The 21,259-nt window shown below is 56.8% G+C and carries 21 protein-coding genes; 3 read left to right on the top strand and 18 right to left on the bottom strand.

Translation table 11 applies throughout. From position 1 onward, the window contains the following. Positions 1-67: 67 nt before the first annotated feature. Entirely contained in the window at positions 68-1,828 is a 1,761-nt protein-coding gene (locus LOS15_RS15495; protein WP_263066903.1) for a methyl-accepting chemotaxis protein, read from the bottom strand. 391 nt (positions 1,829-2,219) lie between these two features. Here LOS15_RS15495 and LOS15_RS15490 point away from each other — a divergent pair, with 391 nt between their 5' ends. Beyond that, complete coding sequence (locus LOS15_RS15490) at positions 2,220-3,146, top strand: YihY/virulence factor BrkB family protein (protein ID WP_263066902.1); 927 nt, start codon at positions 2,220-2,222, stop codon at positions 3,144-3,146. A 17-nt stretch (positions 3,147-3,163) separates the two neighbouring features. Here the strand turns inward: LOS15_RS15490 and ureG are convergent, their stop codons facing one another. The 9 genes from ureG to LOS15_RS15445 all read right to left on the bottom strand — a co-directional run bounded on the left by ureG (position 3,164) and on the right by LOS15_RS15445 (position 10,632). Further along, on the bottom strand, positions 3,164-3,802 hold the full coding sequence (gene ureG, locus LOS15_RS15485) for an urease accessory protein UreG (RefSeq protein WP_263066901.1): 639 nt from the start codon (positions 3,800-3,802) through the stop codon (positions 3,164-3,166). A gap of 41 nt (positions 3,803-3,843) precedes the next feature. Further along, a complete protein-coding gene (locus tag LOS15_RS15480) occupies positions 3,844-4,527 on the bottom strand; it encodes an urease accessory protein UreF (protein WP_263069754.1) in 684 nt (227 codons plus the stop codon). Beyond that, positions 4,517-5,059 (bottom strand): urease accessory protein UreE, encoded by a 543-nt coding sequence (gene ureE / locus LOS15_RS15475; protein ID WP_263066900.1) that lies wholly within the window; start codon positions 5,057-5,059, stop codon positions 4,517-4,519. Before ureE ends, LOS15_RS15480 begins: the two co-directional genes overlap by 11 nt. Positions 5,060-5,207: 148 nt before the next feature. Beyond that, positions 5,208-6,923 carry an urease subunit alpha gene (gene ureC, locus LOS15_RS15470; protein ID WP_263066898.1) on the bottom strand — a complete coding sequence of 572 codons (1,716 nt, stop codon included), beginning with the start codon at positions 6,921-6,923 and terminating at the stop codon, positions 5,208-5,210. Next, positions 6,920-7,240 (bottom strand): urease subunit beta, encoded by a 321-nt coding sequence (locus tag LOS15_RS15465; protein ID WP_263066896.1) that lies wholly within the window; start codon positions 7,238-7,240, stop codon positions 6,920-6,922. Before LOS15_RS15465 ends, ureC begins: the two co-directional genes overlap by 4 nt. A 64-nt stretch (positions 7,241-7,304) precedes the next feature. Continuing rightward, the gene (locus tag LOS15_RS15460) at positions 7,305-7,607 is read right to left on the bottom strand and encodes an urease subunit gamma (RefSeq protein WP_263066895.1); all 303 of its coding nucleotides are present in this window, start codon (positions 7,605-7,607) and stop codon (positions 7,305-7,307) included. A gap of 27 nt (positions 7,608-7,634) precedes the next feature. Further along, positions 7,635-8,519, bottom strand: a complete 885-nt coding sequence (locus tag LOS15_RS15455; RefSeq protein ID WP_263069753.1) for an urease accessory protein UreD — start codon at positions 8,517-8,519, stop codon at positions 7,635-7,637. Positions 8,520-8,705: 186 nt separating this feature from the next. After that, positions 8,706-9,233: a copper chaperone PCu(A)C gene (locus LOS15_RS15450; RefSeq protein ID WP_263066893.1), complete on the bottom strand. Its 528-nt coding sequence runs from the start codon at positions 9,231-9,233 to the stop codon at positions 8,706-8,708. A 37-nt stretch (positions 9,234-9,270) separates the two neighbouring features. Then, positions 9,271-10,632: a diguanylate cyclase gene (locus LOS15_RS15445; protein ID WP_263066891.1), complete on the bottom strand. Its 1,362-nt coding sequence runs from the start codon at positions 10,630-10,632 to the stop codon at positions 9,271-9,273. 263 nt (positions 10,633-10,895) lie between these two features. On the opposite strand from LOS15_RS15445, the gene LOS15_RS15440 reads away from it, so the two are divergent. Together LOS15_RS15440 and LOS15_RS15435 are read left to right on the top strand one after the other, a co-directional pair. Then, the gene (locus LOS15_RS15440; RefSeq protein WP_263066889.1) at positions 10,896-11,345 is read left to right on the top strand and encodes an antitoxin Xre/MbcA/ParS toxin-binding domain-containing protein; all 450 of its coding nucleotides are present in this window, start codon (positions 10,896-10,898) and stop codon (positions 11,343-11,345) included. After that, positions 11,342-11,806 carry an RES family NAD+ phosphorylase gene (locus tag LOS15_RS15435; protein ID WP_263066887.1) on the top strand — a complete coding sequence of 155 codons (465 nt, stop codon included), beginning with the start codon at positions 11,342-11,344 and terminating at the stop codon, positions 11,804-11,806. Before LOS15_RS15440 ends, LOS15_RS15435 begins: the two co-directional genes overlap by 4 nt. Positions 11,807-11,822: 16 nt before the next feature. Here the strand turns inward: LOS15_RS15435 and urtE are convergent, their stop codons facing one another. The 8 genes from urtE to LOS15_RS15395 form a co-directional block, all read right to left on the bottom strand. Continuing rightward, positions 11,823-12,530 (bottom strand): urea ABC transporter ATP-binding subunit UrtE, encoded by a 708-nt coding sequence (urtE, locus tag LOS15_RS15430; RefSeq protein ID WP_263066885.1) that lies wholly within the window; start codon positions 12,528-12,530, stop codon positions 11,823-11,825. Continuing rightward, the gene (urtD, locus tag LOS15_RS15425; protein WP_263066884.1) at positions 12,530-13,366 is read right to left on the bottom strand and encodes an urea ABC transporter ATP-binding protein UrtD; all 837 of its coding nucleotides are present in this window, start codon (positions 13,364-13,366) and stop codon (positions 12,530-12,532) included. The genes urtE and urtD overlap by 1 nt, the downstream gene beginning before the upstream one ends. Further along, entirely contained in the window at positions 13,363-14,526 is a 1,164-nt protein-coding gene (gene urtC / locus LOS15_RS15420; RefSeq protein WP_263066882.1) for an urea ABC transporter permease subunit UrtC, read from the bottom strand. Before urtC ends, urtD begins: the two co-directional genes overlap by 4 nt. A 3-nt stretch (positions 14,527-14,529) precedes the next feature. Continuing rightward, positions 14,530-16,161: an urea ABC transporter permease subunit UrtB gene (urtB, locus tag LOS15_RS15415; protein WP_263066881.1), complete on the bottom strand. Its 1,632-nt coding sequence runs from the start codon at positions 16,159-16,161 to the stop codon at positions 14,530-14,532. Positions 16,162-16,262: 101 nt separating this feature from the next. Continuing rightward, on the bottom strand, positions 16,263-17,615 hold the full coding sequence (gene urtA / locus LOS15_RS15410) for an urea ABC transporter substrate-binding protein (RefSeq protein WP_263066880.1): 1,353 nt from the start codon (positions 17,613-17,615) through the stop codon (positions 16,263-16,265). A gap of 382 nt (positions 17,616-17,997) precedes the next feature. Then, complete coding sequence (locus tag LOS15_RS15405) at positions 17,998-19,488, bottom strand: tripartite tricarboxylate transporter permease (RefSeq protein WP_263066878.1); 1,491 nt, start codon at positions 19,486-19,488, stop codon at positions 17,998-18,000. A 49-nt stretch (positions 19,489-19,537) separates the two neighbouring features. Then, a complete protein-coding gene (locus LOS15_RS15400; RefSeq protein WP_263066876.1) occupies positions 19,538-20,020 on the bottom strand; it encodes a tripartite tricarboxylate transporter TctB family protein in 483 nt (160 codons plus the stop codon). A gap of 103 nt (positions 20,021-20,123) precedes the next feature. Beyond that, positions 20,124-21,119 carry a Bug family tripartite tricarboxylate transporter substrate binding protein gene (locus LOS15_RS15395; protein ID WP_263066874.1) on the bottom strand — a complete coding sequence of 332 codons (996 nt, stop codon included), beginning with the start codon at positions 21,117-21,119 and terminating at the stop codon, positions 20,124-20,126. Positions 21,120-21,259 lie beyond the last annotated feature (140 nt).

Genomic DNA, 21,259 nt, shown 5'->3' with positions numbered 1-21,259 from the left:
AAAAAAGGGGCTTGCCAATCGGCAAGCCCCTTTTGTATTCGCTAACGGTTCGCTAACTACCCTCTGCCTAGAACTCTTCCCACTTATCATCGGCGTGCTGGGCGGGCGCTGACTTGGAAGAGAGCGCTGGGCGCTTTAATCCCGCATTCGCACTGGCCGTGCCTTTGGCAGGCAGTGCTTGGCGCTGCAGGGATTCATCCTCGCCTAACACGAAGGAGTTGATCAGCTCGTTCAGGTGTTCGGCGTGGCGACGCATGTCGGCAGCGGCGGTAGTGGACTCCTGCACCATGGCAGCGTTCTGCTGAGTCATGGTGTCCATTTCTGCCACAGCAGTGTTGATCTGACCGATACCGCTGCTTTGCTCTTTGGCTCCGGCGCTAATCTCACCAATAACGTCGGTGACTTTAGAGACGCTTTCAACGATTTCACGCATCGTCGCGCCTGCATTACGCACCAGTTCGGCACCAGCATGAGTGTGCTGCACCGAGTTGTCGATCAGCCCGCGAATCTCTTTAGAAGCATCGCTGGAGCGGCTAGCCAGCACCCGCACCTCTTGAGCCACCACGGCAAAACCACGGCCATGCTCACCGGCCCGCGCCGCTTCTACCGAGGCGTTAAGCGCCAGAATGTTAGTCTGGAAGGCAATGGCATCAATCATGCTAATAATTTCGCTGATGCGCGTGGCCGAGTCGTTAATATCGCTCATGGTGCGCTCAACCTGGCCCATCGCCTCTTCACCCTGGTGGGCCACCTCTGACGTGGATTGCACCAGCTTATTGGCCTGCTGGGCGTTATCCGCGCTGTGGTTCACCGTCGAGGTGATCTCCTCCATAGACGCCGAGGTTTCTTGCAAGTTGGCCGCCGCCTGCTCAGTGCGGGTGGCCAGTTCCTCGGAGCTGTGGGAGATCTCCCCCGCCGATTGGTACACGCTCATGGTGCTGCGACGCACATCCAGCAGGGTTTCCTGCATGCGCTCCACAAAGGCGTTGAACTGAATCGCCAGACTCCCTACTTCATCGTTGCTCTCTACCGCTAAGCGCTGGGTGAGGTCACCACGGCCTTGTGCAATATCTTGCATAGCGCTGGTTGTGCGCTTGATCGGCCCAACCGTGCGGCGAACAAAACCGTAAGAGAGGAGCGCGACAATCGCGAACAGAGCAGCCCCTAGTAGCGCGGCATAGATAATGGACTGGCGTAAATTAGTACGGGCAGCCGCTTCAAGCCCAGCAACAGTATCGTCTACATCGGTGACATATACCCCGGCGCCAATTAACCAACCCCATTTTTCAAAATTATCGACATATGAGTGCTTCGGTTCAATCTCGCGGGTACCGGGGTATTCCCATAAGTAGCTGTAGAAACCACCACCACCCTGTGCAAACTGAATAATGTCGCGAATAAGGTACTTACCGTCAGGGGTTTGCACATCAATCATATTGGTACCTTCCCGCTCTGGGGCGGGGGCCGTGACGATATTGTTACCCTCATAGTCGTAGATAAAAATGTAGTTGTTGTCGTCAAAGCGCATGGCGCGCACCAACTCTGCTACCTGCTGTTTTGCTTCCTCATCATTAGCACCGGCCTGCTCGTAAATAGGCGCAGCGGCGGTGGTGGCCATTTGCACCACATCACGCACCGCATCGCGGCGCTCGTTAATGAGCAGTTCACGCTGCTCGGCAAGGGTGTTACGGGTGTCTTGGGTGCGGCTATACGCATCAAAGACTACCAGGGCAACGGTCACTAAAAGCAGGGGTAGCAACACCAGCGCAAGCACTTTTGCTTGCAGCCCGGAGGCTCGTCTTACGGTTGTGTGGGGAGCAGTAGCCATGATGTTATTGGTCCAATGAGAATTTTAATAGAATTATGCTTATAAATATCGGCTTAATGTGTGTCAACTTTAACCACTCACGGTACTTTTTTACTTATTGAACAGTTAATTATCCCATCAACCCGGCTGTTGATAACATAGGTTAAGGTTATCAATATCCTATCGGTTCATTGTGTTCAGGTGGTGGCCAAGGACGGCCCGTTTTAGCAAGCTGCTAGCCACACTCTTCCGCTGCTCTAACCGCAACCGCCCGGTCAGGGCAGTTTTTATTTCCGCTGTTATTCAATCGCCGTGCCTCCTGGTGCTGTAATTCCTCACCCTCCTTGTTATTTGCTACTTCCATCGGCGTATCATGGCAGTAGGGGCTCACGTACAAGGAGAACAGCACGCCATGGTTCGAACCCGCGTCATCATTAGTACGCTCTTTTTACTGCTCCCTCGGCTGGCCCGTTTTGCCTGGCGCGTAATACGCAACTTCTTTAAAAACCACGGCATCCTGCTGGCAGGAGGCGTGGGCTATAATATTCTGCTCTCCATTGTGCCGCTGTTTGCTCTCCTCGTGGTGCTCCTCACCCAGGTGGTTGATGAACAGCACCTTCTAAATGTGCTAACGGTACAGGCGCGCCATATGGCCCCTGCTCACGCCGAAGTGCTGTTGGAAGCCGTGCGTAGCTTGCTGGCTTCCCGGGATGTCATTGGCATTTTGAGCTTCCCTATTCTGCTGCTGTTTAGCTCCTTTGCTTTTCGCATGCTGGAAGATGCTCTTGCGATCATTTTTCATGCGCCGGAGACGCCCCATGTTAAACGCAGCGTCTGGGTTTCCGTGATGCTGCCCTACGCTTTCATGGTGGTGTTGGGCGCCGGGTTGATGGCGCTGACACTAGTGGTCACCCTGGCCAGCTCGCTCAATGCATTGGTGCTGATGTTTTTCGATAGAGAACTGCCGCTCGCGGGGTTTTCAGGCCCCGTGCTAAACCTGGCCAGTTTTGTTGGGGTGTTCTTGTTATTCAGCGCTATCTATAAAGTGCTGCCCGTCGTGCGCATTGCTTTACGTCGTGCGGTAGTGGGTGGATTCGTTGCGGCACTGCTGTGGGAAGGCGTACGGCTACTGCTGGTCTACTATTTCGCCAACCTGTCGTTCGTCAACGCCGTTTACGGCTCGCTGGCAACGCTGGTGATTTTGCTGATTAGCCTGGAAGTGGGCGCCGTCATTTTACTGCTGGGCGCCCAAGTCATTGCTGAGCTGGAAAGAAATACCCGCCTGGATCTGCCCTGGTATGCCGACCCAAGCCGACAGCCCATTACACGGGTAAAGTAAGAGCGGGATTTATTACCTCAGCCGATAGCTTTTTCAGCCTGTGGGCGCCTCTCATCTAACATCCCTTTATCGAGAATAAAGCGGATGATCTCTTCAAGCCCAACGCCATCGTAGAGGTTGGTAAACACAAAGGGACGCTCGCCACGCATTTTCTTCGAGTCGCGCTCCATCACCTCAAGAGACGCGTGCACCTGCTCGGCAATATCAATTTTGTTGATAATCAGTAGGTCTGATTTGGTAATGCCTGGCCCGCCTTTACGGGGGATCTTATCGCCTGCGGAAACGTCGATCACGTACAGCGTGAGATCGGAAAGCTCGGGGCTGAAAGTGGCCGACAGGTTGTCACCACCGGACTCCACCAACACTAGCTCAAGTTTTGGATGGCGGGCGTGCAGCTCATCAATCGCTGCTAGGTTCATCGAGGCATCTTCACGAATCGCCGTGTGCGGGCAGCCGCCGGTTTCCACGCCGAGTATGCGGTCGGCAGGCAGGGCATCGTGTTTGAGCAAAAAATCGGCATCTTCGCGGGTATAAATATCATTGGTCACGACGGCGATGTCGTAGTAATCCCTTAGCGCTGAACAGAGCTGCTTGAGCAGTGCGGTTTTACCGGAACCCACCGGGCCACCCACGCCTACGCGTAAACAGTGCGTCATTGTTCTCTCCTAATAGATAAGCTTTTAAAATAGCTAAGCGTTTAGCTTCTAAACAAGCGTGAATATTGCGTTTCATGCAGCGCACTTGCCAGCGCCACGCCGGGCAATACGGGGCCAAGGCCATCATCGTCGAGCAACAACGCCTGGTCGACGGCGGCCACCAGCTCCCCGCGCAGCTGTTCAATCACGCGTTGGGCGGCGGTGTGGCCCAGGGGCAGTGCTTTGCAGGCCACCGCCAGCTGGTTTTCCAGCCACGCCCAGCCAAACCCTAAAAGCGCCTGACGCTTGGATACGCCGCGCATGTGGGCGGCATAGCTAAATAGGGTGACGTAGCCGGCATGAGCCGGCAGTAAGGTCTCATGTGGCAATAAGTCCAGGCTGCCCAGCAAGCGCTTGAGCGAAGCGCCCAAGCGGCTATCCTCGGCGGCCAGTTCAGCGGTTTCTCGGGTGGCGGCCAGCCACTCATCCCATTGCGCAACGACGGCACTGTCCTGTTGCTCAAAGGCGGAGTATAAGCGTGCAATCAGCGGCAGCTCACAGCGGGTTAGGCCGTCTTCCAGCACGCCAGAAAGCCACACCGCCAGACTTTGCTCATCGCTGACCCAGCCCAGCTCAAAGGCACTTTCCAACCCTTGGGAAAACGCAAAGGCACCGATGGGCAGTGCGGGGCTGACCAGCTGCATCAGCCCTAACAGGGCGAGGTCTGATGGCTGCTCAGTGGGCATGGTGGTGCTCATGAGCGTGTGAATGATCATGTGGGTGCTCATGGTCGTGGGAGTGTCCATGAGAATGTCCGTGAGAATGCCCGCCGCCACCTACTTGGTTATAGGCCCCCGGCTCTGGGTCGAAGGTGGCGTTGTGATGCTCAAGCTCAGCTCCCAGCAATTCCGCCAGTTCTTCTAGCACATGGTCGGGGGGGAAGCGCACCCAGCCGCCCTTTTCGTCTTCGCCCAGCGCCAGCTGCACATGGCGGTTGCCAAGGTGGTAAGCAAGCCTCGCCAGGGGTAAGCCTGTGCTTACTCGCGCAGTCACCACAGGCTCAATAGCGGCACGTATGCGCACTACCTCGCCACTTTCAGCTTTTAAGCCTTCGCCATCGCGCAGCACGGGACCGCGATCCAGAAACAGCCCCAGCGGCTGGCCGCTGTCACTTTCGGCTTTCAAACGGCCTCGAATGCGTAGCTCGAAGGGCAGTGTCAGCGTGTCGCTGGCGGCGCTTTCGTCTATCGGCCCTAAGCGCTCAATTAATTTAAGCATGCTCTTATCCTTTCTCGATCCATGAAGGCTGAGCCGGGGGTAGGCCGTAGAGAGGGTCTTTTACCATGGATGGCAAAAGTAGCTTACAGGGACGTATTTACAGCGCCCTCTCGTAGGCCTACCCCCGGCGCCCCGGACAATAACTCAATCAAAACAAGTGATACCGCTGCGCTAGCGGCAGCTCGGTGGCGGGCTCACAGGTGAGCAGTTCGCCGTCGCAGCGCACTTCGTAGGTTTGTGGGTCAACCGTCAGCTCTGGGCAGGCGTCGTTGAGCTTCATATCTTTTTTGCGCACGCCCCGTACGTTTTTACAGGCTGCTAAGGTGCTATGCAGGCCCAGGCGATCCTTAATTCCCGCATCAATCGCGGCCTGGCTAACAAAATTGAGCCGGATCTGGCTGGTGGCCCGCCCAAAGGCACCAAACATGTGGCGGTAATGCACTGGCTGCGGCGTGGGAATAGAGGCATTGGGGTCGCCCATGGGCGCTGCCGCAATCATGCCACCCTTTAAAATCAGCGAGGGCTTTACGCCAAAAAACGCCGGTTTCCAGAGCACTAAATCAGCCAGCTTACCCACTTCGATAGAACCTACCTCATGGGCAATGCCGTGGGTAATGGCAGGGTTAATGGTGTATTTGGCGATATAGCGCTTGGCACGCAGGTTATCAGCCCCTAACGCTTCATCTTCCGGCAGCAGGCCACGCTGCACTTTCATTTTGTGGGCGGTTTGCCAGGTGCGGCAGACTACTTCGCCCACGCGGCCCATGGCCTGGGAGTCGGAGGCGATCATCGAGATCACGCCCAGGTCGTGGAGGATATCCTCGGCGGCGATGGTTTCGCGGCGAATACGCGAATCGGCAAAGGCCACGTCTTCGGGAATATTAGGGTCCAGGTGGTGGCAGACCATCAACATATCTAGATGCTCGTCGATGGTGTTCACCGTATAAGGCCGCGTCGGGTTGGTAGAAGATGGCAGCACGTACTCTTTTGAGCAGGCGGTGAGGATATCCGGTGCGTGACCGCCCCCAGCCCCTTCGGTGTGATAGGTGTGAATACCGCGCTCTTTGAACGCCGCCAGGGTGTCTTCCACAAAGCCGGATTCGTTGAGCGTATCGGTGTGGATGGCGATCTGTACATCGTATCGTTCGGCAACGCTTAAGCAATTATCGATAGACGCAGGCGTGGTGCCCCAGTCTTCGTGAAGCTTCAGCCCCATTGCACCGGCTTCTAGCTGCGCTTCCAATGCTTCAGGCAGGCTGGCGTTGCCTTTGCCGAGCAGGCCAATGTTCATCGGCAGGTCATCTACCGCCTGGAGCATCTTGCCAATGTGCCAAGCGCCGGGGGTACAGGTGGTGGCGTTGGAGCCCGTCGCCGGGCCAGTGCCGCCGCCCAGCATGGTGGTGACGCCGCTCATGAGCGCTTCTTCCACCTGTTGGGGGCAGATAAAGTGGATATGCGCGTCGATACCGCCAGCGGTGAGAATCTTGCCTTCGCCTGAGATAACTTCAGTGCCAGGGCCAATCACAATCTCTACATCGGGCTGTACGTCGGGGTTGCCTGCCTTGCCAATGGCGGCAATGCGCCCGCCCTGCAGGCCGACATCGGCTTTAACGATGCCCCACCAGTCTAAAATCAGTGCATTAGTAATCACCGTATCCATGACCGTAGCGTCATTGCGTTGGCTTTGCCCCATGCCGTCGCGAATCACCTTGCCGCCGCCGAACTTCACCTCGTCGCCGTAGTGGGTGGCGTCTTTCTCCACTTCGATCCATAGCTCGGTATCCCCCAGGCGCACGCGGTCGCCCACCGTGGGGCCGTACATGTCGGCGTAGGCTTGCCGACTGATTTTGTTAACCGGTTTCATTGTTTATCTCCATCGAGCGCACCCATCACATCGCCACGGAAGCCGTAGATTTCGCGCTTGCCGACAAACGGAATCAGTGTGACCTCGCGGGTCTGGCCAGGCTCAAAGCGAATCGCGGTGCCCGCTGCGACATCTAAACGAAAACCACACGCTTTACTGCGATCAAATACCAGCGCAGGGTTGGCTTCGGCAAAGTGGTAGTGGGAGCCAATCTGAATGGGGCGGTCGCCGGTATTGGCCACTTCGACGCTAATCCGCTCGCGGCCCACGCATAGCTCAATATCACCGTCTTTTAACTGATACTCACCGGGAATCATGATGGTTCTCCCCTTTTTCAATTTGTCAGCGCCAGGATTTAACACGGATTGAGCGCCGCCCGTTTTAAGTGATGGGGGTGTGTACGGTGACCAGCTTGGTTCCATCAGGGAACGTAGCCTCCACCTGCACTTCATCCACCATTTCCGCCACGCCGTTCATCACGTCGTCACGGGTGAGAATCTCGCGGCCGTAGCTCATTAGATCGGCGACGCTTCTACCGTCACGGGCGCCTTCGATAATTTCGAAGCTGATTAGCGCGACGGCTTCGGGGTAGTTGAGTTTTAGGCCGCGAGCTTTGCGGCGCTCGGCAAGCTGGGCGGCAGAAAACAGCAGCAGCTTATCTTTGTCTCGTGGGGTCAGCTCCATGGGTCGAATCTCCGGCAGTGCATCGAATTAGGTTAACCAAATGCGCGGTGTATGGGCCTCACGCGCAATCCAGCGCGGGCGCAGTAAATGCCAGGCCTGCTCACATAGCGCCCAGGCTTCATTACGAGAGTTTCCAAGGTAGCGCAGCAGCAGTACGCCATGACGAACGGTGACGGCCCAACGCGGGTTATCCGGCAGCGCCTCGCGTAGTTCATCAATCGTCCCACCGGCATCTTCTAAACCCACCGCCCACAGCGTGGCTTGCACCGTGGCGCCGCCCTGCCCCCAGCGCCCCGCAAAACGCGGATGCAGTGGGTCTAGCGGCTGGCGTTCCAGCCACAGCGGCTTGCCATCCAGGGTTAGGCGAAAGTGCTGCTCAATGCGGCCTGTTACATAAGGAAGTTCACTGGCGGGACGGCCTAGAGCCATGATTTCCCAGCCCAGGCAACGGGCGCTGCCATGCAACGCAATGTGCGTTCGCTGAGTGCCCTTGGAGCCATCAAAGGCGATCGTTTCCTGGGGTAGCCATTCGAGGATGCCACCATCTTCCACGTTCAGTTCAGTGTGTTGGCTCCAGGCGACGCCCTGGCTGTCCGCTTTATACAGCTTGTTCGCCGCAGGCGTGGTGAGCAGCGCGTGGGCACCGCGCTCGATGTCAGCGCGAATCGTGAGCGCATCACCACTGACCAAGCCACCTGGCGGGTGCAGCACGTAGACATGGCAGGCTTCTGTGCTGCCTTCAGGGTAAAACGGGCGTTGAACCCGCAGCGGCCCTTGGTGACGCGCTTGGGTCAGCCGGGTGATGCCGTCGCGATGGGCGAAGCGCAGCGCCAGGGATGCCGCCCAGTGGCGGTCTTGGTCGAACCGGTGGCCGGAGCCAGCGCGCGGTGTTACGGATTCGCACAGAAGCATGGGAAGCGGTCGCATCCTTTTTGATAAGCCTTTCCCCATTTAATGCAAAGAGTGCGCCAAAATGGTGAAAGGCCTAAATATGCGACCGTAAAAGCAGTTAATGGGGCAACCAGCACGATGCCTGCGGCATTTTTGCACCATAAAAATGCACCAGAACGCCGCCTGCACCACGATATTACGTAACGATTAGTGGTGCATGTGCCCAGACTGTTCAGCATGCGAGTGAGCGTGTTCAGCTCCCTCTGGCGATGCTCCCGGTGCCAATACCTCAAGCTCTACGTGAATGCTCTCAGCGTTTTGAAACTCAAGCGTGACAGGCACAGGCTCTCCCTCAACGATGGGGGAACCCAGCTCCATAAACATCAGGTGTAAGCCGCCCGGCGCCAGCGTAACCGTATCGCCTGCGGGCAGCTCAATGCCATCCGGCAGGTGAGACATACGCATCACGTCGCCATCCATCTCCATGGTATGCAGTTCAACGCGCTCGGTAAGTGGTGAGGTGGCCCCCACTAGGCGGTCATCGGTCGAACTACGGTTGGTCAGGGTGACAAAGCCTCCTCCCGCCCCGGCCCCTGGCGGCGTTGCCCGCGTCCAGGGCGTGGCGGCCTCAATAGGTAGCGTATGGCTTGATGCGCCATCATCTTGGCCGTGCTGGTTGGCAAGCAGCGCTGTGCTGGTCAATAACAGCGTTGTTAACAGTGCAGTACGCAACATAGTGCTTTTCCTTAAGTGCTTTCCTTAAAAGAGCTGATTAGCCGGTCACTACCTGATTTCGCCCGCCGCGCTTGGCTTGGTAGAGGGCTTGGTCGGCGCGCTGCAGCGAGCGCAAATAGTCCGGGTGGCCATCGTGGAGTGTCACCCCAACACTGACGGTCACATTGAGCAGCGTATCGGCCGTTGCCAGCATCGACTCTTTAGCCACCGCTTGCCGCAAGCGCTCAGCAAACAATCGGCTACCTTCGAGGTCGGTATCCACTAACACAATGAGAAACTCTTCACCGCCCATGCGAAAAACGTAATCGCCTCCACGGGTGGAGCGGTCAAGAATGCTAGCCACCTGCTGCAGTACGCTGTCGCCCGCATCGTGACCATGAGTGTCATTGATCGACTTGAAGTGGTCGATATCTACCATTAATAGTGCAAAGCGCTTTTCTGAATTGCGTGCTATTTCAACTTCCCGATTCAGCACCACGGAAAGGAACTTCCGATTAAGCAGCCGGGTTAAGCTATCGCGCCCCGCTTCTAATCCCGACGCACGCTCTAACACGTCATCCAACAGCATAAGGATAGTGCGCGCCGCATTGCGAATATCGCTCAACGCCTGTAGCCGTGAATGGATATCGTCGCTGCCCAGCGCCCTTAACCACTCATCATCTACGTGATAAATATGCCGCGAAATGGTCTTGATTTCCGGCGCGCCCTCAAACGCATGACACGCTTTATGAAAGTACCATAGGCCAAATTCGGAGCTGGCCAGCCGAGGAAAGGTGGCGACGCCTTGCTGGGCGGCCACGGCAAACATCAGCGTATTTTCCCAATCCAGCAGCGCTGAACGCTGCCGTTCGCGTTCGTCCCCAATGCTCTGGGTCAGCGAGAAGAGCTTATACGCCTCTTCCGTGCGTGCATTGCGGTCGCTGGCAACGGAGTAGGCATGACTCATAATCTCCATGGCCATATCAATATGGTTAGAGACATAGACCGACGCAGCACCCGACGACAGCGGGCTTTCAAAAGAGGCGTTAATCTGCTGATAGATTGCCTGCTTAAGCTGTCGCGCGCCGTTAAGTACCAAGTTAACGGGAATATCGATACGCGCGTGCACCTGGCCCACTTTCTCCTGATGCACGACCAGCGCTTCAAAGTCGACATGCTCCACGGCAAACATGGCGCTCAGCCAACGCTGCATGGAGGGGTTTAAGCGCTGATGCACTTGGTCGTTGGAGAGAAATAGCGAGGCGTGGGGGTCTTCCAGCATGACGCTGTAAAAGTGATCAGCAAAGCGGGCGCAGTGTTGTTCGATCAGCCTTTCCACCGCGTGGCGTAACGCCATTGGCGTACTCTCCAGCAGCATTCGCCACTCGTTAGCGAGCTGATTTTTATCTTTGTAACGCATACTCCACCCGGCTCTGATTGTTAAGGCAAGCCATGTTACCGTAAAGCCATGTTGCCAACACGTACCCAGTGCAGGGTTTTAATAATAAGCACGGCTCTCTTTAGAAATAAGTGGATGAGCAAAATGGGTGTTGATAATTTAAGTGCGGTTATAACGATGTCCTTTTTTATAAATGCGTTTTAACACTTATTACGCTTGACGCACCAACAAGCGCGATGTATATCATTTGATACCTTCTTAATTTATCAAATGAGGGTGCCGCAATGGATATCCATTTCACGCATTATCAGCCGCCCAAAACCGTGGCCTCCGGTTTCTGGCAGCAGATCGGCCTGCCTGCCCGGGGCCGTAAGCTGCATGAACTGCTGCATCAAGGTGTGGAGTATCGCGTCTACCCTCAGCTTGCCAAGGTGTCGGGGATCGAGCAGAAGGCGCTGGCGCGCTATGTGGATATCCCTTCTGCCACGCTAAGCCGCCGCGCTAAATCGGGCCGCTTCAAGATGGCAGAAAGCGACCGGCTGTATCGCTTTGCCGAGTTGTTCAAGGCGGCGCTGGATCTGTTCGAGGGTGACGTGGAGGGTGCCCGTGCTTGGCTGCTCAAACCTAATGCCGGGCTAGGCGGGCGTCGCCCCGTCGAAATGAGCGCTACCTCGGCGGAGTACCAAACGGTACTGAACCTGATCGGCAGGCTGGAGCACGGGGTGTCGGTATGAGCGAGGTCACCGCTTACCGGCTGGTGAAGCGCAAGTTTCAGGAGAGCGCGTTTGATGGCGAGGGCGCACGGCTTTATGGCGGGCGCTGGAATAGCCCAGGCAGCGCCTGTGTGTATGTGGCAAGTTCCGAGTCGTTGGCGCTGCTGGAAATTATGGTGCATCTGGAAAGCTATCGGCTGCTCAACGCATACGCACTGCTTCGACTGATACTACCCTCGGAGAGTATTTTGAGCGTTGGAACGGAAGATTTACCAGAAAACTGGCAGGAAGCGCCAGCGCCTGCGGAAACCGCCGACTTAGGCGATGGCTGGCTCGCCTCCGGCCAGAGTTTGGCACTGGCACTCCCCAGCGTGGTGGTACCGAGAGAGCTTAATTACATGCTCAACCCGGCCCACCCCTTATTCGAGCAAGCCATTGCCAGCGCAGAAGAACTGCCGTTCCAACCCGATCCGCGGTTGTAACCCGGGTGTGGATAACTTAAACCGTCAGATGCTGCTTTATCAGCTCGTTGGAAAGCTCTGCGATCTCGCCTTTAGCCACCGGACGGCCACGGTCCATGATCACGAAGCGGTCGGCATATTTGCGGGCGAAGGGTAGCTTCTGCTCGACCAGCAGCACCGTGAGGCCATCCTCTTTAATCAGTTGGCGAATGACTTGGCCAATTTGGGCAACAATATTGGGCTGAATGCCCTCCCCTGGCTCATCCAGAATCAGCAGTTTCGGTTCAATCACCAGCGCGCGGCCAATGGCGAGCTGCTGCTGTTGCCCGCCGGATAAGTCACCGCCCCGGCGATGCTTCATCTCTTTGAGCACGGGAAACAGCTCATAGATGCGCTCAGGTATTTTTTTCAGACCATCACCACGCGCTGCCAAGCCGGTACGCAGGTTTTCTTCCACGGTGAGCAGCGGGAAGATCTGCCGCCCCTGGGGCACAAAGCCAATCCCTAACCGCGAACGTGCTTCCACGGCTTTTTTGGTCAGCTCTATCTCGCCGTCACTACTCTGGTAGCGCAGCTGGCCGCTTTTTACGGCTACTTCCCCCATAATGGACTTCATCAAGGTGGTTTTACCCACGCCGTTGCGGCCCATCACGCAGGTGCACTGCCCGGCGGGCACGTCTAGGTCTAAGTCCCACAAGGTGTGGCTTTCGCCGTAGAACTGGTTGAGCTTTTCAATCGCCAGCATTAGGCAGCCTCCTCGTCGTCCGAGCCCAGATACACCTCAACCACCTTGGGGTCGCTGGAGACCTGATCCATGCTGCCTTCGGCCAGCACGCTGCCCTGGTGCAGTACGGTCACTTTACGGGCAATAGAACGTACAAAGCCCATGTCGTGCTCCACCACCACCACCGACTGTTTTCCAGCCAGGCCGGTTAATAGCTCGGCGGTACGCTCCATCTCCTGCTCGGTCATCCCGGCCACCGGCTCATCCACTAATAGCAGGCGCGGGCGCTGCATCAGCAGCATGCCAATTTCCAGCCACTGCTTTTGACCATGAGAAAGAATCCCTGCTGGTTGGTAGCGCAGCGCTGTCAGGCCGATGGTTTCCAATACTTCATCAATGCGGTCTTTGATCTCCCCGGTCATGCGGGCGGTCAGCGTGGGCAGAATCCGCTTGTCGGCGGCCATCGCCAGCTCCAGGTTTTCAAACACGCTCAGCGCTTCAAATACCGTGGGCTTTTGGAATTTACGACCAATCCCCAAGCTGGCGATATCCGGTTCATTCATTTGCAGTAGATTATGGCGACTGCCGAACCACACGCTGCCTTGGTTGGGGCGCGTTTTGCCGGTAATGATGTCCATCATGGTGGTTTTACCCGCCCCGTTGGGGCCGATAATGCAGCGCAGTTCACCGTCATCAATGGTCAGGTTTAAGTTATTGATCGCCTTGAAGCCATCAAAGCTCACCGTAACATCTTCCATATACAGAATCGGGCCGTGGCGCACATCCACCGGTGACGCCTGAGGCGCCATAAAGTCAAACACCCGATCCCGCGTGGTTAGCGATTGCAACAAGCTCATGCGGTAGCCTCCTTCGGCACGGTATCGGATTGTTTGCGGCGTTTTAGGTGGAGCAACAGCCCCGCCACGCCTTTAGGTAGAAACACGGTAACCAAGACAAACAGCGCGCCCAGGGCAAACAGCCAGGCATCAGGCATCACGCCGGTAAACACGGTTTTGGCGTAGTTAACCAAAATCGCCCCAATCACCGCGCCATATAGCGTGGCGCGGCCGCCCAGCGCGACCCACAGCACAATCTCAATCGAGAAAATCGGCGAGAACTCGCTGGGGTTGATAATGCCCACCTGAGGCACATACAGCGCGCCCGCCAAGCCCGCCAACATGGCGGAAACCACGAAGACAAATAGCTGGAAGCGTTCGACCCGGTAGCCAATAAAACGCGTGCGGGCCTCGGCATCCCGGGTGGCCACGCACACCCGCCCTAGCTTGCTGGTGACAATCGCGCGGCAAAGAATGTAGCCCAGCGCTAGCGCCACGCCGGTAGCAATAAATAGACCTAAGCGGGTGTCGTTACTGCGCAGGTTGTAGCCAAGCAGCTCGCGAAAATCGGTGAGGCCGTTATTACCGCCAAAGCCCATTTCATTACGGAAGAACGCCAGCATCAGGGCAAAGGTGAGCGCTTGGGTGATGATCGACAGATACACCCCGGTCACCCGCGAGCGAAACGCCAGAAAGCCAAACACTAGCGCCAGCAGCCCTGGCGCTATCAGTACCATGGCAAACGCAAACCAGGCCATATCGAAACCGAGCCAGTACCAGGGCAGGCTGTCCCAGCTGAGAAACACCATAAAATCCGGCAGCACCGGGTCGCCGTAGGTGCCCCGGTCACCGATTTGGCGCATCAGGTACATGCCCATGGCGTAGCCGCCAATGGCGAAAAACGCCCCGTGGCCCAGGCTCAAAATACCCAGGTAGCCCCACACTAAGTCCACTGCCACCGCGAGCAGCGCGTAGCTTAAGTACTTACCGAACAGGTTAACGGTGTAAGCGTTCACATGCAGTGGGTGCCCTTGGGGCACCGCAAGATGCAGCACGGTCACTAGCAGCAGCGCAGCAAACAGCACGCCAAGAAAGATCTGCGTGGCCCGTTCGCCAAACGGGCGGGTGAGCCAAAACTGGCTTGAAGATGAGTGCGTCGTTAATGAGATCGTCGATGACATCGCTTAGCCCTCCGCAGCCCGGCCCTTCTGCGGGAAGAGTCCACGCGGGCGTTTTTGTATAAACAAGATGATGAAGACCAGCACGATAATCTTGGCCAGCACGGCGCCTGCCCAGGGTTCCAACACTTGGTTGATAATCCCCAGCGAAAGCCCCGCCACCAGCGTGCCCCACAGGTTACCCACGCCGCCAAACACCACCACCATGAAGGAGTCGATGATGTAGTTCTGGCCCAGGTTGGGGCCTACGTTAGTGAGCTGTGACAGCGCCACGCCCGCCAAGCCCGCCACGCCAGAACCCAGCGCAAAGGTCATGATATCCACCCGGGTCGCGCGAATACCCATAGAACGCGCCATGGCGCGGTTCTGCGTGACGGCACGCACTTCAAGCCCTAAGCGGGTGCGGCGCATAATTAACATCAGCGCAGCGAACACCACCAGCGCAAAACCAAGCACGTACATGCGGTTGAGCGTTAACGACAGCGCATCGTTAATCACCAGCGAGCCGCTCATCCACTCCGGTGTCACAACGGAGCGGTTCTGCGGTGAAATCACCGTTCGCACCAGCTGTTGTAAAATCAGGCTAACACCGAATGTGGCCAGCAGGGTTTCCAGCGGGCGGCCCTTCAGGAACTGGATAACACCACGCTCAATCGCCACACCGGCTAGCGCGGCGACCATAAAGCCCGCGGGGATCGACAGGACCAGCGCCAGCCCCGGCTGGCCGGGCAACAGTTGCTGCATCATCCAGGTGGTATAAGCGCCCAGCATGATCAGCTCGCCGTGGGCCATATTGATAACGCCCATCACGCCAAAGGTAATGGCCAGGCCAATCGCTGCCAACACCAACACCGAGCCGAGACTCAAACCAAAATAGAGCGTTTCTAGGCCACGATTAATTTTAAGATTCTGCTCAATACTGATCAGCGCTTCATTAGCGGCATCGGCTACAATGGGGTCATCGTCATTCGCTGCCCGGCTAAGCGCGACGCGAACCCGCGGATGCAAGCTGCCTCGTAGCGTTTCAACGCCTTCCAGCTCGCCGCTTTCGACTTGGTAAATCGCCAGCGCCTGGGTCAGCCTGCGCGTTACCTCAGCGTCTTCTTCCTCAGCGATCAGTTCACCAAGCGATTCGGCCAGTGATTCGTCAACCTCACCCAGCAGTCGGCTGGCTGACGTACGACGGCGCTCAACGTTGGGCGAATACAGATCCACCACGGCAATAGCGCTACGTAACTGATTACGCAGCGCATTGTTGATACCGATACGATCTAAATCACGCCGAGACATTTCTCCCAGCGGTTCACCGGTTAAGGCATCCGCCACTGGCCAGTCGCGCCCTTGATTGTCGAGCACCACCACAAAGCGGCCGTCGTCCGTGCGCTGCAAACGCCCATCCAGCAAGGACTGTAGCCAATCACGCGCGCGCTCATCATCGCTTTGCAAAATAGCGATAATCGCTTCGCCTTTGGCTGGATAGGAGCGCACGTCCAGCGCTTTGAGTAGCTCAAGTGCCGCTGCGTCATCAGCCTCCACGGTGGCGGCGCTTGTTTGTGCCTGGGCGGTGGCTGTGACGCTTAACAACAGCAGGCACAGTGCTCCTAGACACAGTACTCCTAAGGAAAGGAAACGCCTCATGGGGTTCTTCCTTTGGTTATATTAGAAACAGGAATCTAAAAAAGGGAGGTAGCGTGCTCCCCCACCACTCAGCGTTCAGCCAAGCAGCGAGGGATCATCATTTACTCAGCGAGAGCAGCTTCGGCTTCTTCTGCTGCGGTGCTGCCACCACATGAGCCGTTCACCACGTTGAAGTTGCCGCAGCGCATAGGTGCACGCCAGTCGGCGATCAAATCACGCGAGCCAGGCAGGTAGTCAGACCACGCATCGCCTGCCACTGTAGAAGGAGTTTGCCAGACGATATCGAACTGGCCGTTGTCTTGAACTTCACCAATCAGCACCGGCTTGGTGATGTGGTGGTTGGGCATCATGGCCGCATAGCCGCCGGAGAGATTCGGTACGGTGACACCGATAATCGCGTCTTTCACTGCATCCACGTCGGTAGTGCCCGCTTTACGCACCGCTTCCGCCCACATATTAAAGCCGATGTAGTGGGCTTCCATAGGATCGTTGGTGACTGCCATTTCGTCGCCGGTGTACTCAATCCAGGCGTCGATAAAGTCGTAGTTTGCGTCAGTATCGACGCTCATAAAGTAGTTCCAGGCTGCCAAGTGACCCACTAGCGGGCCCGTATCAATGCCGGTGAGTTCCTGCTCGCCCACTGAGAAGGCGATGACTGGAATATCCGCCGCATCAATGCCTTGGTTAGAAAGCTCGGTGTAAAACGGTACGTTGGCATCGCCGTTAATCGTTGAGATGACCGCCGTGGGTTTACCCTCTTCACCAAAGCGGCGGATTTCTGACACGATGTTCTGCCAATCAGAGTGGCCGAACGGCGTGTAGTTGACCATGATGTCTTCATCAGCGATGCCATGCTCATCTTTGAGGAAGGCTTCGAGGATGCGGTTAGTGGTGCGCGGATAGACATAATCGGTGCCGACCAGCGCAAAGCGCTCGATTCCGACTTGATTAATCAGATACTCAACCGCAGGAATCGCCTGCTGGTTGGGGGCGGCACCGGTGTAGAAGACGTTTTCCGAGGACTCTTCGCCTTCATACTGCACTGGGTAGAACAACAGGCCGTTAAGCTCTTCCACCACCGGCAGTACCGCCTTACGGGAAACAGAGGTCCAGTTGCCGAAGATCACGTCGACCTCTTCTTGCGCCAGTAGCTCCCGAGCACGCTCGGCAAATAGCGGCCAGTTAGAGGCGGGATCCACCACCACCGCTTCAAGCTGGCGGCCCAGCAAGCCACCCGCTTCATTTTGTTGCTCAATAAGCATCTCGACGGTGTCTTTGAGAACGGTCTCACTGATTGCCATGGTGCCGGAAAGTGAGTGAAGGATACCAACCTTGATCGGGTCGTCTTCTTGGGCGATGGCCTGAGCACTGGCCCCCATAACGGCGGCGGCAATTAAGGCAGTGGTAAAACGGCCAAGGGTGCGAGGGTGTGTCTTGCGCTGCAGTGTGGTCACGTGAACCTCCTTGCGCCCCTTATGAGTGGGGCTCGGTATGTTGGCTGCGTGCTAACCCCTCTGCCGTTACGCCTTGCTGCTTCCGGCATGAGTGCGCTTTAGCACGCCCACGAAAGTGGTGACCAACACCTGCAAGGGGTGCGCCACACTGGAGCAAAAGAATTTAATAATTTAAATATCAAACACTTAGAATAATGTTAAAAATTATCCGACCGCCGTTTACGCACTAAGGTAGCGCGCTGGCACATCGTTCATGCACGGCTTAAATGCACCCAGAGAGCACCCTGCACCAAAAAAGCACTCGCGATGACTCTCACCCGAAAACCGTAAAAAAGCGCCCTAGCAGGGCTAGGGCGCTGAGCCTCTACCAAACGAACGGCAATTAAACCGCTAGACGCTTGCGGCGCTTCTTCAGCAGCGGTAACCCAAGTGACAGTACCGCAATCACCAGTAGTGACAGGGAAATCGGCTTGTCGATAAAGGTCGTCCAATCACCGCCAGAGATCTGCAGCGCACGGCGCATGGACTCTTCCATAATGTTGCCTAAAATCAGCGCCAAAATCAGCGGCGCAGCGGGGAATCCGAACAAGCGCATCCCTAGGCCCACCAAACCAAAGCCAAGCAGCAGCAACAGGTCGAAAACGCTGAAACTCATGCCGTAAACGCCGATCATGCAGAAGATCAAAATCAGTGATAGCAGCAACGGCTTGGGCAGATCGAGAATCTTGGCGATCAGCGGAATCAACGGCAGGTTAAGCACCAGCAGGAAAATATTGCCGATATACATACTGGCGACCACGCCCCAGAACACATCCGGGCGCTGCTCAAGCATCATCGGGCCAGGGTTTACTCCCATTACTAACAGCGCGCCAAGCAGCACGGCGGTGGTCCCCGAACCCGGCACACCCAAGGTTAACAACGGTACAAACGAGCCGGTACACGCCGCATTATTCGCCGCTTCCGGCGCGGCAACGCCCTTAATGTTGCCTTTACCAAACGTATCGCCATCTTTAGCAATGCGTTTTTCCATGCTATAGCCAAGAAACGAACCGATGGTCGCGCCAGCCCCTGGCAGCACACCGGTAAAGAAGCCTAAGACTGAACTGCGGCTAACCGGCCCGGCAATCTGCTTCACTTCACTGCGGGTCAACCTCAAGGAGCCAATGGCATTACGCGGCGCTTCTTTACCACCGCCTCCGCGCAGCAGCATGTAGAACACTTCGGCTAACGCGAAGATGCCCAACGCGACGACTAGGAAATCGACGCCGTCGAGCAGGTGAATAGAGCCAAAGGTAAAGCGTTCGGTACCGGTTTGCATATCAATCCCGATGATCGAGATCATTACTCCGATAACGGCGGCGATTAAGCCTTTAACGAGCGACTTATCGGAGAGTGACACAACGGCGGTTAAGCCCAGCACCATCAGCGCAAAGTACTCAGCGGGGCCAAAGCTTACCGCGACCTTGGAGAGCAGCGGCGCAATCAACATCAGAAAAACAACGGAGATAGTACCGCCCACAAAGGAGGAGTAAGCGGCAATCGCCAGCGCCTTACCGGCCAGCCCCTGCTTAGCCATCGGGTAGCCGTCAAACGAAGTGGCGACGGTTCCCGCCACGCCAGGGGCATTCAGCAAAATAGACGAAGTGGAGCCGCCGAAAATAGCGCCGTAATACACCCCAGCCATCAGGATCAGTCCTGACGAGGGCTCCATCGCGAAGGTAATCGGGATCATTAGCGCCAGCGCGCTGATTGGCCCAAGGCCGGGCAACATGCCGATAATGGTGCCAGCAAACACACCGGCAAAGACGTACGCGATATTGATAGGCTCAAGCGCGATGCCAAAGCCGTACATTAGATTGTTAAAGGCATCCATGGGTGTGTCTCTCTTTTAAACCCGCGAACAGGGGGCAAGCGCGGCTGGGTTAAAACGGCAGCACGCCAGTGGGTAGGTAAACATCCATTACCCGCGTCATGGTCAGATACAGCGCCAGCACCACCCCAAGCGATGTTGCCAGATTGACCCCATGGCGGCGGTAGCCGTAGTAAGCGGTTAGGCCTACACATAGCAGCGTCGAAGCCAGCACAAAGCCTAGCGGTACGAGTAAGAACGCGTAAGCCGCGATGGCGATCGCGGTGACGATTACCCGCGCCCAAGGCGTCAACAGCAGCGGCCCTTCGGTTTCGGCGTGATCAATCTGATCGGCTCCCGCAATAGGGCCAGGGCGCTCAAAAAACAGGCACGCCGATAGCAACAGCAAAGAGACGCCTAACACCTTTGGAAACAGGTCAGAATCCACTGGGCGGGGCAGCGGAAAGTTGGGAATTTGCCAGGCCATAGCCAGATAGGCAGCTGCCACTAACGACAACACAAGCGCTAGCCATTGGTTGGTATTGAATCGAGTCATGGGAAAGCTCTCCGAAGGTGTCGTTGCTGAATAGCAAGATCCTTGCGGTATCAGACGGAAGACCCGGTGGCGAGAGGCCACCGGGGGCTGGGGCGAGCGCGTCTTACTGGCGCATCAGACCCAGGTCGGTCAATACGCTGCTGAACTGCTCTTGCTGCTCATCCAGGAAAGCAGCGAAGGCATCGCTATCCTGGTAGGCATCAATCCAGCCCAGCTGGTCGCTTGCTTCGCGCCAAGCGTTGGTTTCGAGCATCTCGGCGAAGAGCGTTTCGTAGTATTCAACCGCCTCGTCCGGCATTTCCGGGGCGCCCATGACGCCACGCCAAATATCGAAGGTGTAGTCGTAACCCTGCTCTTGGTAAGTGGGCACCTCCGCCAAGCCGCCACCCAAGCGCGCTTCAGACGAAACGCCCAGTGCGCGCAGCTGGCTACCTTCGCCCAGCTGGCCTACCGCTTCACCGGCACCGCCAATCACTGCCTCGATGTGGCCGCCCATGAGGTTGGTCATGGCGTCGCCACCGCCCGAGAAGGGGATGTAGTTAACCGAGGAGGCATCCATACCCGCCGCGGAAGCAAGGCCAGCCACCGAGATGTGGTCCATGGAACCCGGCGCACTGCCGCCGCCTACGCTCAAACTGGGATTCTCTTTCAGCGCTGTGAAAAGATCATCCAGGGTTTGGTACTCGGAGTCTGCCGCCACCAAAATAATCGAATAGTCGGTATTGATGCGCGCAATCGGAGTGAAATCGGTGTGGTCGTAACGCGAAGCACCTGCCAGCGGTACCAAGATCATCGGAGGACTGGTCGCGAAAAGTTTATGCGGGTTGCCGTTATCACGGGCTACCTGGGCCCAAGCCACCGCACCGCCGCCGCCCGGCACGTTAATGGCGGCAAAGCTTTCATCAGCCAGCGCTTCTTGCTGAATAACACGGGACATGGTGCGTACTAGCGTATCCCAGCCACCGCCTGGGTTGGCCGGCGCAACAAACTCGATCGAACGGCTAGGTGTCCACTCGCCGGCTTGGACGCTGGTCGTCATGGCCAGAGCGGCTAAAGGAAAAGCAAATACAGCGGCACGCTTAAGGGAAAGCGAGTTCATGGGCGTTCTCCACAGTCAGTTATGTTGTTATGCGCGGTGATTAACACGCGTCAATTGTGGTTACGCCATGAACGTTAGAAGACCGCCCCCACCTCCAACAAGCTTATGCCCATTAATAACAAACTGTGCTTTTTGTGCGT

The sequence above is a fragment of the Halomonas sp. 7T genome, from assembly GCF_025643255.1.
Taxonomy (GTDB): domain Bacteria; phylum Pseudomonadota; class Gammaproteobacteria; order Pseudomonadales; family Halomonadaceae; genus Vreelandella.
Note: the sequence above shows the minus strand (reverse complement) of the source record. Positions and strands in the feature narration are given on the sequence as shown.

What these genes read in the sequence shown, in the direction of transcription:
- LOS15_RS15495 (WP_263066903.1), bottom strand. Translation starts at nt 1,828, where the DNA reads ATGGCTACTGCTCCCCACACAACCGTAAGACGAGCCTCCGGGCTGCAA.
- LOS15_RS15490 (WP_263066902.1), top strand. Translation starts at nt 2,220, where the DNA reads ATGGTTCGAACCCGCGTCATCATTAGTACGCTCTTTTTACTGCTCCCT.
- ureG (WP_263066901.1), bottom strand. Translation starts at nt 3,802, where the DNA reads ATGACGCACTGTTTACGCGTAGGCGTGGGTGGCCCGGTGGGTTCCGGT.
- LOS15_RS15480 (WP_263069754.1), bottom strand. Translation starts at nt 4,527, where the DNA reads ATGCCCACTGAGCAGCCATCAGACCTCGCCCTGTTAGGGCTGATGCAG.
- ureE (WP_263066900.1), bottom strand. Translation starts at nt 5,059, where the DNA reads ATGCTTAAATTAATTGAGCGCTTAGGGCCGATAGACGAAAGCGCCGCC.
- ureC (WP_263066898.1), bottom strand. Translation starts at nt 6,923, where the DNA reads ATGAAACCGGTTAACAAAATCAGTCGGCAAGCCTACGCCGACATGTAC.
- LOS15_RS15465 (WP_263066896.1), bottom strand. Translation starts at nt 7,240, where the DNA reads ATGATTCCCGGTGAGTATCAGTTAAAAGACGGTGATATTGAGCTATGC.
- LOS15_RS15460 (WP_263066895.1), bottom strand. Translation starts at nt 7,607, where the DNA reads ATGGAGCTGACCCCACGAGACAAAGATAAGCTGCTGCTGTTTTCTGCC.
- LOS15_RS15455 (WP_263069753.1), bottom strand. Translation starts at nt 8,519, where the DNA reads ATGCTTCTGTGCGAATCCGTAACACCGCGCGCTGGCTCCGGCCACCGG.
- LOS15_RS15450 (WP_263066893.1), bottom strand. Translation starts at nt 9,233, where the DNA reads ATGTTGCGTACTGCACTGTTAACAACGCTGTTATTGACCAGCACAGCG.
- LOS15_RS15445 (WP_263066891.1), bottom strand. Translation starts at nt 10,632, where the DNA reads ATGCGTTACAAAGATAAAAATCAGCTCGCTAACGAGTGGCGAATGCTG.
- LOS15_RS15440 (WP_263066889.1), top strand. Translation starts at nt 10,896, where the DNA reads ATGGATATCCATTTCACGCATTATCAGCCGCCCAAAACCGTGGCCTCC.
- LOS15_RS15435 (WP_263066887.1), top strand. Translation starts at nt 11,342, where the DNA reads ATGAGCGAGGTCACCGCTTACCGGCTGGTGAAGCGCAAGTTTCAGGAG.
- urtE (WP_263066885.1), bottom strand. Translation starts at nt 12,530, where the DNA reads ATGCTGGCGATTGAAAAGCTCAACCAGTTCTACGGCGAAAGCCACACC.
- urtD (WP_263066884.1), bottom strand. Translation starts at nt 13,366, where the DNA reads ATGAGCTTGTTGCAATCGCTAACCACGCGGGATCGGGTGTTTGACTTT.
- urtC (WP_263066882.1), bottom strand. Translation starts at nt 14,526, where the DNA reads ATGTCATCGACGATCTCATTAACGACGCACTCATCTTCAAGCCAGTTT.
- urtB (WP_263066881.1), bottom strand. Translation starts at nt 16,161, where the DNA reads ATGAGGCGTTTCCTTTCCTTAGGAGTACTGTGTCTAGGAGCACTGTGC.
- LOS15_RS15405 (WP_263066878.1), bottom strand. Translation starts at nt 19,488, where the DNA reads ATGGATGCCTTTAACAATCTAATGTACGGCTTTGGCATCGCGCTTGAG.
- LOS15_RS15400 (WP_263066876.1), bottom strand. Translation starts at nt 20,020, where the DNA reads ATGACTCGATTCAATACCAACCAATGGCTAGCGCTTGTGTTGTCGTTA.
- LOS15_RS15395 (WP_263066874.1), bottom strand. Translation starts at nt 21,119, where the DNA reads ATGAACTCGCTTTCCCTTAAGCGTGCCGCTGTATTTGCTTTTCCTTTA.